Source organism: Micromonospora sp. NPDC050784, assembly GCF_044456765.1.
GTDB classification, from domain to species: Bacteria; Actinomycetota; Actinomycetes; order Mycobacteriales; family Micromonosporaceae; genus Micromonospora; species Micromonospora foliorum.
On record NZ_JBITGG010000005.1, the window covers coordinates 160962 to 175491 of the forward strand.

At 70.1% G+C, this 14530-nt stretch carries 11 protein-coding genes and 1 pseudogene; 5 read left to right on the forward strand and 7 right to left on the reverse strand.

The window, feature by feature from the left end; translation table 11 throughout:
- Positions 1–58: 58 nt before the first annotated feature.
- The 5 genes from ftsX to pruA all read right to left on the reverse strand — a co-directional run bounded on the left by ftsX (position 59) and on the right by pruA (position 5307).
- On the reverse strand, positions 59–934 hold the full coding sequence (gene ftsX, locus ACIBD9_RS08975; protein WP_334497951.1) for a permease-like cell division protein FtsX: 876 nt from the start codon (positions 932–934) through the stop codon (positions 59–61).
- A gap of 67 nt (positions 935–1001) precedes the next feature.
- Positions 1002–1682, reverse strand: a complete 681-nt coding sequence (gene ftsE / locus ACIBD9_RS08980; RefSeq protein ID WP_030331491.1) for a cell division ATP-binding protein FtsE — start codon at positions 1680–1682, stop codon at positions 1002–1004.
- Positions 1683–1800: 118 nt separating this feature from the next.
- Positions 1801–2922, reverse strand: a complete 1122-nt coding sequence (gene prfB / locus ACIBD9_RS08985) for a peptide chain release factor 2 (protein ID WP_396715930.1) — start codon at positions 2920–2922, stop codon at positions 1801–1803.
- A 64-nt stretch (positions 2923–2986) separates the two neighbouring features.
- Positions 2987–3502, reverse strand: a complete 516-nt coding sequence (locus tag ACIBD9_RS08990; RefSeq protein WP_091393967.1) for a PadR family transcriptional regulator — start codon at positions 3500–3502, stop codon at positions 2987–2989.
- A gap of 176 nt (positions 3503–3678) precedes the next feature.
- Positions 3679–5307: an L-glutamate gamma-semialdehyde dehydrogenase gene (gene pruA, locus ACIBD9_RS08995; RefSeq protein WP_396715932.1), complete on the reverse strand. Its 1629-nt coding sequence runs from the start codon at positions 5305–5307 to the stop codon at positions 3679–3681.
- A gap of 292 nt (positions 5308–5599) precedes the next feature.
- Here pruA and ACIBD9_RS09000 point away from each other — a divergent pair.
- Positions 5600–6610, forward strand: a pseudogene (locus ACIBD9_RS09000) (hypothetical protein); the annotation flags it as partial.
- A gap of 364 nt (positions 6611–6974) precedes the next feature.
- Here the strand turns inward: ACIBD9_RS09000 and ACIBD9_RS09005 are convergent.
- On the reverse strand, positions 6975–7484 hold the full coding sequence (locus ACIBD9_RS09005) for a DUF6912 family protein (RefSeq protein WP_396715934.1): 510 nt from the start codon (positions 7482–7484) through the stop codon (positions 6975–6977).
- Positions 7485–7700: 216 nt separating this feature from the next.
- Here ACIBD9_RS09005 and ACIBD9_RS09010 point away from each other — a divergent pair, with 216 nt between their 5' ends.
- Together ACIBD9_RS09010 and ACIBD9_RS09015 are read left to right on the forward strand one after the other, a co-directional pair.
- Positions 7701–7928 (forward strand): helix-turn-helix domain-containing protein, encoded by a 228-nt coding sequence (locus ACIBD9_RS09010; protein WP_030490852.1) that lies wholly within the window; start codon positions 7701–7703, stop codon positions 7926–7928.
- Between the two features lie 380 nt (positions 7929–8308).
- Complete coding sequence (locus tag ACIBD9_RS09015) at positions 8309–8899, forward strand: Rv3235 family protein (RefSeq protein ID WP_396715937.1); 591 nt, start codon at positions 8309–8311, stop codon at positions 8897–8899.
- Positions 8900–9148: 249 nt separating this feature from the next.
- Here the strand turns inward: ACIBD9_RS09015 and secA are convergent, their stop codons facing one another.
- Complete coding sequence (gene secA / locus ACIBD9_RS09020; RefSeq protein ID WP_396715939.1) at positions 9149–12076, reverse strand: preprotein translocase subunit SecA; 2928 nt, start codon at positions 12074–12076, stop codon at positions 9149–9151.
- Between the two features lie 168 nt (positions 12077–12244).
- On the opposite strand from secA, the gene ACIBD9_RS09025 reads away from it, so the two are divergent.
- Both ACIBD9_RS09025 and ACIBD9_RS09030 read left to right on the forward strand, forming a co-directional pair.
- Positions 12245–13393: a GNAT family N-acetyltransferase gene (locus ACIBD9_RS09025; RefSeq protein ID WP_396715941.1), complete on the forward strand. Its 1149-nt coding sequence runs from the start codon at positions 12245–12247 to the stop codon at positions 13391–13393.
- A complete protein-coding gene (locus tag ACIBD9_RS09030; protein ID WP_396715943.1) occupies positions 13390–14502 on the forward strand; it encodes a GNAT family N-acetyltransferase in 1113 nt (370 codons plus the stop codon). Before ACIBD9_RS09025 ends, ACIBD9_RS09030 begins: the two co-directional genes overlap by 4 nt.
- Positions 14503–14530: the final 28 nt, after the last annotated feature.

The following is a 14530-nucleotide window of genomic DNA, read 5'->3' on the forward strand; positions in this document are numbered from 1 at the left end:
CGTTTATTTCCGGCCGCGGGAGGGTCCCCGGGAGACGACGGGACGACCCGTACGGTGCCTAGACCCGCAGGTAGAAACGCAGGGTGATCCAGGCGGTGCCCGCGCTGACCAGACCACCGACGCCGGCCATCAACGGGAAGATGAACAGGATGTCGCCCCAGGTGATCGGCGAGAGCAGACCCTGCAACGCGCTCAACGAGCCGTCGAAGAGCAGATACTTCGCCGCGACCAGGGCCACCAGACCGAGCAGTGAACCGATCAGGCCAGCCACCACGGCCTCCAGCACGAACGGCGCCTGGATGAACCAGTTGGACGCGCCGACCAGCTTCATGACCGCCACCTCACGCCGCTTGCTGTACGCGGCCACCTGAATGGTGTTCGCGACCAGCAGCAGGGCGGCGATCGCCATCACGATGGCGGCGGCCAGGGCGATGTTCTGGATCGAGGTGAGAATGTTGAAGATCTTGTCGAGCAGTCGACTCTGGTCGATGATCTCCTCGACGCCCGCCGTGTCCTTGTACTGGTCGTAGACGTCCTTGTACTGCTCCGGGTTGTTCAGCTTGAGCCGGAACGCCTCGGGCAGTTGGTCGGGCTTGACCGCGTTCACCAGGTCCGGCGCGTCCTGGTACATCTCCTTGAAGCGCTTGTACGCCTCGTCCTTGTTGACGTAGAGGACGTCCTTGACCAGGGGGTCGCTGTCGAGCTTGGTCTGCAGGTCGGTGCGCTCCTGCTCGGTCACCTCCTGGGTCAAGAAGATCGAGACTTCGATGTTCTTGTAGTAGAGGTCCTTCATGTCGTCGACCTGGCGGTACATGAGACCGCTGGCGCCGAGCATGGTCAGCGAGACCGCCATCGTGATGATCATCGCGATGGACATGGTCACGTTGCGCCACAGTCCGACCAGTACCTCGGACAGGACGTATTTCACGCGCATCGGGATTTCCTCCGGGTCTCCGGCATGAGGTGTTCGTCGTCAGGCTGCGCAGGGGTGGAGCGCCGGCTCACCCGTAGACGCCGCGGGCCTGGTCACGCACGATGCGACCGCTCTCAATCTCAACGACGCGGCGGCGCATCTGGTTCACGATGTTGGAGTCGTGGGTGACCATCACGACGGTCGTGCCGGTGCGATTGATCCGGTCCAGCAGACGCATGATCTCGATCGAGGTGTCCGGGTCCAGGTTTCCGGTGGGCTCGTCCGCCAGCAGGATCAGCGGACGGTTCACGAACGCCCGGGCGACGGCGACCCGCTGCTGCTCACCACCGGAGAGCTCGTGCGGGTAGCGGTGCTCCTTGCCACCGAGCCCGACCAGCTCCAGCACCTCCGGCACGACCCGGCGGGCAACCGCCTTCGTCTTGCCGATCACCTCGAGGGCGAACGCCACGTTCTCGTAGGCGGTGCGGTTGGGCAGCAGCCGGAAGTCCTGGAAGACACAGCCGATCGAGCGCCGGAAGTGGGGTCGCTTCCAGGAGCGCATCGACGTGACGTCCTTGCCGTTGACGACGACGCGCCCCTTGTTGGGGGCCACCTCGTGCAGCAGCATCTTGATGATCGTGGACTTGCCGGAGCCGGATGGACCGATGAAGAAGACGAACTCGCCCTTCTCGATCGAGACGGACACGTTGTCGAGCGAAGGCCGGGACGCCTTCGGGTACGTCTTCGTCACTTGCTCAAGCTGAATCACGGGTGGTGAGTCTACGCGGTGTAACAACTGAGCCAAGCCCCACGCCCCGCCGAACCGGCGCGAGTCGTCGAATCAGGCTTCTACCTGGAGATCGATGACGCGCTCCGCCCGCGCCCCGTCACGCACCGTCGCCGGAGAGCTGCCGCTGCTTGCGCCAACGGATGCCCGCCTCGATGAAGCCGTCCAAATCGCCATCGAAGACCGCGCTCGGATTGCCGGTCTCCTGCTCAGTTCGGAGATCCTTCACCATCTGATACGGGTGCAGGACGTACGAGCGCATCTGGTCGCCCCACGAGCCCGCCGCGTTCTCCTTGAGCCCTTCGAGCTTGGCCTGCTCCTCCTGGCGCTTGCGCTCCAACAGTCGAGCCTGGAGCACCCGCAGCGCGGAGGCCTTGTTCTGCAGTTGGGACTTCTCGTTCTGGCAGGTCACCACGATGCCGGTCGGGATGTGCGTCAGCCGCACCGCCGAGTCGGTGGTGTTGACGCTCTGCCCACCCGGGCCGGAGGAGCGGTAGACGTCGACGCGTACCTCGTTCTCCGGGATGTCGATGTGGTCGGTCTGCTCGGTGACCGGCAGGACCTCGACACCCGCGAAGCTGGTCTGCCGACGGCCCTGATTGTCGAACGGGCTGATCCGGACCAGCCGGTGGGTGCCCGACTCGACGCTGAGCGTGCCGTACGCGTACGGCACCTTGACCGCGAAGGTGGCCGACTTCAGGCCCGCCTCTTCGGCGTACGAGGTCTCGTAGACCTCGGTCGGGTAGCCGTGCCGCTCCGCCCAGCGCAGGTACATCCGCAGCAGCATCTCCGCGAAGTCCGCGGCGTCCACGCCACCCGCGCCGGCCCGGATGGCGACCAGCGCCTCCCGGGAGTCGTACTCACCGGAGAGCAGGGTGCGGACCTCCATCTCCTGGATGGCCTTGGTCAGCCCGGTGATCTCCGATTCGACCTCGGTCAGCACGCCCGGGTCGGCCTCGGCCTCGGCCAGCTCCAGCAGCACCTGGGCGTCGTCGAGGCCGGAACGCAGGCTGCCCAGCTTGCTGATCTCGCCGTTGACGTACGACAGCTGCGAGGTCACCTGCTGGGCCTTGGCCTGGTCGTCCCAGAGGTCGGGGGCGGAGGCCTCCTGCTCAAGGCGGGCCTTGTCCTCGTGGAGACGGTCGATGTTGAGGACGGCCTCGATGTTTCGCAGGGTCGCGTCGAGTTCCTTGAGCTGTTCGGCGTAATCGGCAGCGGTCACGACAGACAAGCGTACTGTGCCGCAGGCTGCGCAGCTCGTTGTGGATGCGCGAACTGGCCGGAGGTCACCCGACGGGGGCGGACTTCAACCACGACAGGGCCGCCCGGTGGTAGGCGACGGCGAACTCCAGCGCGCTGGCGTCGTACGTCTCGCCGTCCCGTTTGGCGTTCTTCACCTGTTCGCGGACCTGGGCGAGGGCCTCGGTGTGGTATTCGTTGGCCGAGGCGTACAGGCCCTTGAGCTGGCTGGCCGAGTGCAGATTGCCGAAGGCCATCCGCAGCGCTATCGGGTTGCGGATGGTGTCCCGCCCCGGGTTCTCCGCGAGCCAGCGGGAGAACGTCCGTTTTCCGCTGGCGGTGAGCGCGTACGGCTGGCTCATCCGCGGACCCGGCTTGCCGAGCCGCACGAAACCCCGCTCAGCCAGCACCGGCAACTCGCGGTACACCTGACTGCGGGTCATCGACCAGTACGGCGCCAGACGGCGCTCAGCGGCGGCCATCAACTGACCGCCTGTCATCGGGCCCTCATGGAGGAGGCCGAGAAGGGCCGCCGCCGTAGGGTTGACTCCGGAATCCGCCATGCCCACTACGCTGCCACTTTGCGCACGCGGCGTCCAGGATTTGCCAGTTTGCCACCCAACAGGACTTCCTAAGTGCACTGTCGGCGACAGACTGTCCGTTGAGGACTATCGATGGATTGCGACATTCCGGGCGCCCGCCGGCGGCGCCACGCGCGCCGCCGGCGGGTCGTCGCCGGTCAGCCCATGTGGGGGTACGTGTGGTCGGTCGGCGGCACGAAGGTCTCCTTGATCGTCCGCGGCGAGATCCAGCGGACCAGGTTGAGCCAGGAGCCGGCCTTGTCGTTGGTGCCGCTGGCGCGGGCGCCACCGAAGGGCTGCTGCCCGACCACCGCGCCGGTCGGCTTGTCGTTGATGTAGAAGTTGCCGGCCGCGTACCGCATGCGCTCGCCGACCGACTCGACGACCCGACGGTCGGTGGCGAACACGGAGCCGGTCAGCGCGTACGGGGCGATCGACTCCGCCTGCGCGACCACCTCGTCGAAGCGGGCGTCGTCGAACACGTGCACGCCCAGGATCGGCCCGAAGTACTCGGTGGTGAAGGTCTCGTGGGCGGCATCGCCGCACTCGAAGAGCGTCGGCCGGACGAAATACCCGACCGAGTCGTCGGCGGTGCCACCGGCCAGCACCCGGCAGGTGTCGTCCCCGCCGATCAGCTCCAGCGCGGCGGTGTGCCGGGAAAACGCCTTGTCGTCGATCACCGCGCCACCGAAGTTGCCGAAGTCGGCCACGTCGCCGTAGGTGAGCGAGTCGGTCGTGGCGGCCAGCCGGTCCCGCAGCCCGCCCTCCCAGATCGAGCGCGGCACGTACGCCCGCGAGGCCGCCGAGCACTTCTGGCCCTGGTACTCGTACGCGCCACGGATCAGCGCGGTGTGCAGGGCGTCCACGTCAGCGCTGGTGTGCGCGACGACGAAGTCCTTGCCGCCGGTCTCGCCGACCAGGCGCGGGTAGCCCCGGTAACGGGCGATGTTGTCGCCCACGGTCCGCCACAACTGCTGGAAGACCTTGGTCGAACCGGTGAAGTGGATGCCGGCCAGGTCCGGGTCGGCGAGCACGACATCGGAGACCTCCTCGCCCCGGCCGGTGACCATGTTGATCACGCCGGGCGGCAGGCCGGCGGCCTCGAACAGCCGCATGGTGAAGTGCGCGGCGAACTGCTGGGTCGGGCCCGGCTTCCAGACCACCGTGTTGCCCAGCAGGGCCGGCGCCGACGGCAGGTTGCCGGCGATGGCGGTGAAGTTGAACGGGGTGACCGCGTAAACGAAGCCCTCCAGCGGGCGGTGGTCGAAGCGGTTCCAGACGCCGGGCGAGGACGCCGGCTGCTCCTCGAGCAGGCGACGCGCGAAGTGCACGTTGAACCGCAGGAAGTCGATGAACTCGCACGCCGCGTCGATCTCCGCCTGGATGGCGGTCTTCGACTGGCCGAGCATGGTGGCGGCGTTGAGGGTGTCGCGCCAGGGACCGGCGAGCAGCTCGGCGGCGCGCAGGAAGATCGCGGCGCGCTCCTCGAAGGGCAGCGCACGCCACATCGGCGCGGCGTCCTTGGCCGCCTTGGTCGCGGCACGGGCGTCGTCGTGGGTGGCGTGCGCGGTCACACCCAGCACGTGGGCGTGCTTGTGCGGCTGCACCACATTGATCGGGTCACCGCCGGCCATCCGCTGCTCACCGCCGATGGTCATCGGCAGGTCGATGCGCTCGGCGGCGAGCTCGGTCAGCCGCCGCTGGAGCCGGTCCCGGTCGGGGCTGCCCGGCTCGTAGTTGCGAACCGGCTCGTTGCGCGGCTCGGGAACGGAGAACACGGCATCCATCAAGGCTCCTGGCGATCTCGACAGCAGTGGCGAAACCGGACCCGCGGGCACCGACCGGACGGCCGGACACCGGACGCCGCACGGGAGGCCGAGCAGCGGCGGGACCTCCCGTGATTCTCCCACGACGGGCCGCACGACCCACCTCGGCCACCGGCCCTGCGCCAAGGACCGCCCCACCCCTCCTCCCCTTACCGACCGCCCTCGATCCGTCCCGCCGTCCCGGGGCGACAGGCAGCCCAGCGGGCCCGCGTACCCTGAATGGTCGGTGACCTGCCGCCTCGAAGGGGAGACGATGACCAAGCAGCCCGGCCGCGTCCCCGCGGTCAAGCAGCCCGGCCGCGTCCCGGCCGCTGAGTCGGACGAGCCGGCGGTAGACGCGTCCAGCACCGGCAGTCGGCCGCTGCCCGCCCCCGGCGCCGCAGTGCTCGCGCTGCTGGCGCTCGGTTGGCTGGCCGCCATGCTCTGGTCCACTCGGGAGGCCATCACCTCGGCGGCCGCCGGGGTCACCGCGATCAGCCTCTCCGCGTTCGCCCTGCCCGGTGTGATCTCGGCCGCGCTGGTGGCCGGGGCGGCCGTCGCGTTGGCCGGTGGCAACCTGCTGGCCCGCCGGTACGGCGACTGGGCCACGCTGCGCTTCGCGGGGGCGATCGGCGGCGGAATGCTGGTCGGGCTCGCTGCCGCGGTGGCCATCAACCTCACCTACTTCGACACGTCCACCACCAACGTGATCGCCGGCACCACGGCGGCCGCGGCGATCATCGGGGGCGCGCTGGCCGGCGCGCGGACCGCCCCGGCGATCGGTGCGGTGGTCACCGCCGCGCTGGGCACACTGATCTTCGTGGTGGCGTTCAGCCGCGCCCGGGACCCGCTGTTCGACCTCTTCGGCGGCGGCGACAGCCAGGAATCGTTGATCAACGCGGCCAAGTGGGTGTCCCGCACCGAATCGCTCGTCGCCGGGATTCTGGCCGGGCTACTGGCCTTCGGCTACCTGACCTGGGCACGGCGTCGAGCCGTCCGCCGCGACCCCGAGGCCCCCGCACTGCGCTGGCCGGCGTACCTGCTCGCCGGCGCCGGGCCGGGGCTCCTCCTGCTGCTCGCCGAGGTGATCATCCGAATCGGTGGCCGGTCGCTGCTCGACCTCGCGAGCGCGCTCAGTGAGGCGGACGCGGTGGCGCAGACCTCGCTGGGCACCTCGCGGGTCGACAACGGCATCTGGGTGCTCTTCGTGGGGGCGCTGACCGCGCTCATCGCGTTCGGCCGCACACTCAGCCCGGCCCACAGCGACGACGACGACCCGGCCGACGGCCCGAGCCCGGTCGCGGCCCAGCTCGTCGATCCGAAGGACGACAAGCCGGGCTACGCCAAGGCGTTCGACCCGGACCCGGCCGAGACGGTCGACACGGCCGAGACGGTCGACGCGGCCGAGACGTTCGACGCGGACTCGGCGAACGCGGAGCCGGCGAAGGTTGACCCTGCGAAGGCGGACCCTGCCCGCTGACGCCGGACCTGGGCCGGTGTCCAGCTGCCTGGCCCGGTGTCCAGCTGCCTGGGCCGGTGTCCAGCTGCCTGGGCCGGTGTACGGCTGCCTGGCCGACGTCCGGCTGCCTGGGCCGGTGTCCGGGTCAGGCGGGTCCGCCCGCTGTCCCGCTGCCGGGCTGGTATCCGGCTCAGTCGGCCGCGCGGAGCAGCTGGTCCAGCTCCGTCACGTCGTACCACTCCAGCTCGTGGTCTTCGGCGCCGTCGACGGTGAATTGGGCGTCGGGGTCACCAGCGGCCGCCTCGGCCACCACGTCGGCCGCCGCACCGACCTCCTCGACCGCGTCCGCACCGTCCACGTGGATGGCCGCGACGGCACCCATCGGCACCGTGCCGGTCAACGTCACCGTGCTCGAGCCCAGCTCACCGTCACCGCGCCCGAGCGCTCCCGACGGCAGGTCGACCGAGACGACGACGCGTCGGCGGGGAGCAGTCGGATCGGCCCGGAGCAGGTGCAGGGCGTCCTGGGCAGCCCGGATGAACGCGACGTACTCCAACTCCTCCTCGTCGCCTTCGGCGTACCACTCGCGAAGCGCCGGGGTCACGGCGTGCGCCTGGTCGGCGGCCAGGCCCTCCTCACGCAGCCGGGCCAGCATCGGTACGGTCGCCGGCACGTACACCCGGACAAGCTCGTCGGTCACCGGTCGTCTCCCCGCGTCGTCCTCCACCGGCGGCCGCCGGCACGGGCGCAGATCATGCCGCACCGCCGTGACCGTCATACACCCCGCCTCCGACCGGAGGAAGTTCCCCGCCGGTGTGTCCTCCATGGTTGCCCTGCCACCGACCCGGTCCGGTGCTGGGCGGTCGGGGCTGTCGGTGGCAAACTGAGCCAAACGACATCAACCCCGGGAGTTCCTGTGGAGCCGAGGTTCCTGCTGCTCTCCGACGTGGCCGCTGAGCTCAACGTGTCGGACTCGCAGGTCTACCACATGGTGCGCAGCGGCGAACTGCCGGCGATCAAGATCGGTGGGCGGGGCCAGTGGCGCGTCGAGCGCGCCCGCCTGGAGGAGTACATCGCGCGCAAATACGACGAGACGGCTGATTGGGTGCAGAGCAACCCGCTTGTCGACCGCGACCCCGAGTAGCAAGGCCGGCCCCCCACCCGGCTACCCAGCCCAGACTCGCCCGCCCTGCCCCACCTACCTGCTTGACGCCGTCTGACCTACCCGCTCGGCCTGTTCGGCCTCGGCCCGCTCGTCCCGCTGGTCCCGCCCGGCCCGCTCGTTCCGCTCGTCCCGCCCGCGGGCGCCTCGCCCGCCTGGCCCGCCCGGGGGCGTGATCCACTCGGTTTTGTGGAAGTCGCGGTATCGGGGCTGGTGGGATGCCGCGACATCAAGGAACGCGAGTGGATCATGTGCTTTATCGGACGGAGGCCGCCACAAGCCATTGACCGAGACCGTTCTGTCGCTCAGAATCGAGCCTGTCGGAGGCAAACGTAGGTAAACGCAAGATCAAAGGGGCCATCATGAGCGGAGCGCGACCCGGTCCTTCCCGCCCGCCCATACGGCTGCGCCCCGTCCCGCCCTTCGACCCGCCGTATGTTGACGAGACCGACGGGTCGTACTGGCCGGCACCGACCGACGGTCAGCTCGCCCTTGACCTGTTCGCCTCCACCCGACCCAACCCGGTCCGGCCGCCAGAGCGGCGAGCCGCCCTGCGCCCGGTGCCCAACCGGTCCACCACCCACCCGGCCACGTCGTTGCCGCCGGCGACCACCCCGGAAACCACGCGAGCCGCGCATCGCTTCGTCGGCACCTGCCTGGAGGTGGTCAACGGCTACCGTTCGCCGGCCCAGGTGCGAGCGCTGCTCGACCCGGCCCGAGCGGGCGACCTGCTGACCGAACTCGCCCGCGCAATCGGCCGGGCCGGGACAGCCCGCCGTCGCACCGGCCGGCCACTGGTCCGGCTGCTACGCCTACGAGTCTGCGAGCCCCGGGAGGGCGCGGTGGAGGCGGCAGCGGTCCTCACCGGCGCGGGCGGCCGAAGTTGGGCGATGGCCCTGCGACTTGAGCATCGCCGGGGCCGCTGGCTCTGCACCGCCCTACATGTGCTCTGACCACACCCGCCGGGCCGGGTGATCCACTCGCGTTTCAGGAAATCGGACGATCCGGCCGTCGGTGATGCCGCGCTTTTCTTGAAGGCGAGTTGATCATGGACGCGGCCGCCACGTGACCCAGGAGACGCCCGGGATGGGCGTTCTGTCGGGCAGGCGGGGCTGGAAGACGCCGACGGGCCCCGGCCTGGTCGGCCGGGGCCCGTCGGTCAGACGCTGTCGGTGCAGACGCTGTTGGTCAGACGCTGTTGGTCAGTTGCCCCCGTTGGGGGCGCCGTGGCAGCGCTTGTACTTGCGGCCCGAGCCACACGGGCACGGCGCGTTGCGCGACGGGCCGTTGCTCGCCTCCGCCTGGTTCGGGGCCGGCCGACGGGCGGCGGCCGACGGAACAGCCGGACCACGCAGGCCCGATGCCGGCCGCTGCGGAGCTGACGGCGCGGTCTGCCCCGGTGCCGCCGGGGCACCCGGAGCCGGTCGACCCACACCGAGCGCCGGAGCCTGCTGCTCGGCCTGCTCCACGGCGACCGCACCCGGGCTGGACTCACCGTCGATGGTGGGCGCGGAGTATTGCAGGCCCTGCCGCCGCGGCGCCTGGTTGAGACCCTTGGCCCGAATCTCCACCGGCTTGTCGAGCAGCGCGACCTCGTCGGCCCCCGCCTCCGGCTCCGGTTCGGTCACCTGGACGTCGATGTTGTAGAGGAAACCAACGGTCTCCTCCTTGATGCCGTCCATCATGGTGGCGAACATGTCGAAGCCCTCGCGCTGGTATTCCACCACCGGGTCGCGCTGGGCGTACGCCCGGAGGTTGATGCCCTCCTGGAGGTAGTCCATCTCGTAGAGGTGCTCGCGCCACTTGCGGTCGATGACCTGGAGCAGCACCATCCGCTCGAGTTGGCGCACCCCCTCGGTGCCGAGCTGCTCCTCACGCCGGTCGTACGCGGCGTTGGCGTCCTCCTTGAGGCGGGCCACCAGGAAGTCGGCGTCCATGCCGGCCCGGGAGCCGCCGGCCTCCTCCTCCAACTCCTCGATCGTCACACCGACCGGGTAGAGCTGCTTGAGGCTGGACCAGAGCTGCTCAAGGTCCCAGTCTTCGCCGTAGCCGTCGGAGGTGGCGCCGCGCACGTACGCCTCGACGGTGTCGTCGATCATGTTGCGGACCTGGTCGGAAAGGTCTTCACCGTTGAGCACCCGGAGCCGCTCGGCGTAGACGACCTGGCGCTGCTTGTTCAGCACCTCGTCGTACTTGAGCACGTTCTTGCGGATCTCGGCGTTCTGGCCCTCGATCTGGGCCTGGGCGCTCTTGATCTGCCGGGTGACCATCTTCGACTCGATGGGCACGTCCTCCGGGATGTTGAAGCGCTCCATCACCGCCTCGACCGCTCCGGCCCGGAAGCGCCGCATCAGCTCGTCCTGGAGGGACAGGTAGAAACGGGACTCGCCCGGGTCGCCCTGCCGGCCGGCGCGACCGCGCAGCTGGTTGTCGATCCGCCGGGACTCGTGCCGCTCGGTGCCCAGCACGTAGAGGCCGCCGGCGGCGGAGACCTCGTCCGCCTCGGCGTCGCAGGCCTGCTTCCAGTTGGGAAGGACCTCCTCCATCGCCTTGGCGTACTCTTCCTCGTTTTCCAGCGGGTCGAGGCCGCGCTGGCGCAGCTCGTTCGCGGCGAGGAACTCGGCGTTGCCGCCGAGCAGGATGTCGGTGCCACGGCCGGCCATGTTGGTCGCCACGGTGACCGCGCCCTTACGCCCCGCCTGGGCGACGATCTCGGCCTCCCGCGCGTGGAACTTGGCGTTCAACACGTTGTGTGGGATGCCGCGGCGGCGCAGCAGCTGGGAGAGGATCTCGGAGTTTTCCACCGAGACGGTGCCCACCAGCACCGGCTGGCCCAGCTGGTGCCGCTCGGCGATGTCCTCGATGACGGCGTTGAACTTGGCCTTCTCCGTCTTGTAGATGACGTCCGGCCGGTCCTCGCGAACCATCGGGCGGTGGGTCGGAATGGTCACGACGCCGACCTTGTAGACCTTGTTGAACTCGCTCGCCTCGGTCTGCGCCGTACCGGTCATCCCGGACAGCTTCTCGTAGAGGCGGAAGTAGTTCTGGAGGGTGATGGTGGCCAGGGTCTGGTTCTCCTGCTTGATCTCCACCCCCTCCTTGGCCTCGATCGCCTGGTGCATGCCCTCGTTGTAGCGACGACCGTGCAGGATGCGACCGGTGAACTCGTCGACGATCAGGACCTCACCGTCGCTGACGATGTAGTCCTTGTCGCGCTTGTAGAGCTCCTTGGCCTTGATGGCGTTGTTGAGGTAGCCGACCAGTGGGGTGTTCACCGACTCGTACAGGTTGTCGATGCCGAGCCGGTCCTCGACCTTGGCGACGCCCCGCTCGGTCACCGCGATGGTGCGCTTGGAGTGGTCGACCTCGTAGTCGCCCTCACCGTCGGTGCCGGCCTGGAGTCGGGCCACCACGCCGGCGAACTCGCCGTACCAGCGGGCGGAGTGCTCGGCCGGACCGGAGATGATCAGCGGGGTACGGGCCTCGTCGATCAGGATGGAGTCGACCTCGTCGACCACCGCGAAGTTGTGCCCGCGCTGCACGAGCTCGTCCTTCGACCAGGCCATGTTGTCGCGCAGGTAGTCGAAGCCGAACTCGTTGTTGGTGCCGTAGGTGATGTCGCACTCGTAGGCGGCCTTGTGCTCTGCGGCCGGCCGGTTGGGCAGCACCACGCCGACGGTCAGCCCGAGGAACTCGTGCACCCGGCCCATCCACGCCGCGTCACGCTGGGCGAGGTAGTCGTTGACCGTGATCACGTGGACGCCCTTGCCGGAGAGCGCGTTGAGGTAGACGGCCATGACCGAGGTCAGCGTCTTACCCTCACCGGTCTTCATCTCGGCGATGTTGCCGAAGTGCAGCGCCGCGCCGCCCATAACCTGGACGTCGTACGGGCGCTGGCCGAGCACCCTGGCGGCCGCCTCGCGGGCCACCGCGAACGCCTCCGGCAGCAGGTCATCGAGGGTCTCACCCTCGTCGAGCCGCTCCCGGAACTGTTCGGTCATGCCGGCCAGTTCCTCGTCGGTGAGGTTGACGTAGTCGTCCTCGATCGAGCTGACGGCGGCGGCGATGGCCTTGAGCCGGCGCACCATGCGGCCCTCGCCCGCGTTAAGGACCTTTTCCAGAATCGACACGGATCAACGCTCCCCTAGACAGTCTCGAACCATCGTAGGCGCTCCATCGGCGCGATGGTCACTGGTGGCGGTGCTCGACCCCGCAGAACCCGACATAACTCGCGTCCTGCGCGCGCCCCAAACGTTATCCGGTTACGCCGTCGGCGAACGCTACGGCAGGATGCACGAGTGGAGCCCGTAGAGATCATCGAGGATGGCGTGCTGCTGCGGCCCTGGCGAGAAGCGGATGCCGAGGCCGTACACCGAGCCTGCCAGGACCCGGACATCCAGCGCTGGACCACCGTACCGCGCCCATACCGGCCGGAACACGCGCTCGGATTTGTCACCGAGATGAGCCGGAAGGCCTGGGCCGAGGGCACCGGGGCACCGTTCGCGGTGTGTGACCCGGGCACCGGGGACCTGTTGGGCGCGAACGGCTTGGTCTCCATCGACAACGGCACCGGCGAGATCGGCTACTGGACGGCGCCGTGGGCGCGTGGTCGGGGCGTGACGGTCCGGGCCACCCGGGCGGTGGCCCGCTGGTCCTTCGACACCCTCAAGCTTCGTCGGCTCCTCTGGCAGGCCGAGGTGGGCAACCACGCCTCCCGGTTGGTGGCCCTCCGGGCCGGTTTCCGGGTCGACGGCCGGTTGCGGCTGGCCGACCCGGCCCTGTACGGCAGCGCGGACGGCTGGATCGGCTCGCTGCTGCCCGGCGAGGTGCCCGCCGCCGGGTCGACCGGTCCGGCCGCGCCGGGCACCGTCGCCGCCCGCCGGGCCGCCGTCTTCGGCCGTCCGCAGCCCGTTCTGTTCGCCACCACCGGGGCCGGCGAGCTGCGCCTGCGGCCCATGGAGGAGCAGGACCTGGACGGCGTGGTGCAGACCTGCCGGGACCCGGAGACCATCCGGTGGACGACCGTGCCGGACCCGTACGAGCGGGCGGACGCGCAGGGCTACCAGGCCCACAGCCGGGACGCCTGGGCTCGGGGGGATGCCGCCTGCTTCGTGATCGCCGACCCGGACGACCGGTACGTGGGCTCGCTCGACCTGCGGCTCTCCCCCGCCGACGCGCTGGTGGCCGACGTCGGCTTCATGACCGCACCGGCGGCCCGGGGGCGGGGCTATCTGCCCGCCGCGTTGGTCGCGCTCAGCGCCTGGGGCTTCAGCACGTTGGGCCTGGCTCGGATCGAGTGGAAGGCGAACGTGGGCAACACCGCCTCCCGCCGAGCGGCGGAGAAGGCGGGTTTCCTGGTCGAGGGGACCGCCCGGGGCGGTGTGCAGCACCGGGGCGAGCGGGTGGACGTGTGGGTCGGTGCGCTTCTCGCCGGGGATCTGCGGTGAGCCGGCCGGAGGTCGTCGAGGCGTACGGGGTGCGGCTGCGGCCGTTCCGCGTCGAGGACACCGCCGACGTGGTCGACGGCCTGGCCGACCCGGTCAGCCAACGGTTCATGGCGGGCCTGCCAGCGCCGTACACCGAGATCGACGCCCGCTGGTGGATCGACGTCGGCGCCCCGGCGGTCTGGACCGGCGGCGGCGCGGCGTACGCCATCGCGGACCCCGCCACGGACCGGTTGCTCGGCGCGGTGGGACTGAACAACTCGGCGCCCGCCCGGGGCGAGGCCATGATCGGCTACTGGTTGCGGCCGGCGGCGCGGGGTCGAGGCGTGGCCTCGGCGGCCACCAGAGCGTTGAGCGAGCACGCGTTCGCCACCGGGACGGCCCGCCTGGAGTTGCTGACCTACCCGGAGAACGGCCCGAGCCAGCGGGTCGCGTTGGCCGCCGGGTTCCGCTACGAGGGAACACGTCGGTCGGCCGGTGTGACCCGCGACGCGGGCCGGCACGACCTGCTGGCCTGGGTACGCGTGGCCGGCGATCCGCCCGGCCCGACCGCCCGGCTCCTGCCCGACCTGCCCGGCGGGGTGCTCACCGACCAGGTGGTGGCGCTGCGCCCGCTCGGGCCGGACGACGCGGCGCTGATGTACCGGCTGCACAGCCGACCCGAGGTGGTGGCGAACCAGGCGCCGCCGGTGCCGCCGACGCGTGAGGCGATGGAACGGCGTTGTCGTCTCGCGCAGAGCGGGTGGCTGACCGGCGAGATCGCCCGGCTGCTGATCACGGAGGTGGCCAGCGGAGAGCCCGTGGGCAGTTGCGGCGTGTCGTACACCGATGTGGCCGCCGGCGAGGCGTCGGTGGGCTACGCGTTGCTGCCCGACTGGCGCGGCCGGGGGTACGCGACGCGGGCGGTCCGGTTGCTCGCGGACTGGGCGTTCGGCCCGGCCGGTATCGCCCGGCTGTCGGCGGGCACGGTGCCGGACAACACCGCGTCGCACCGGGTGCTGGAGCGGGTCGGTTTTCGACGCGAGGCCGTTCAGCGAGGCCGACTGCCCGGACTGGCCGGCGCCCGTCTGGACGACCTGACCTTCGCGTTGCTCCCCGCCGACCTCCGCTGACAGATCATGGAGTTGTGGTGGGCGTCCC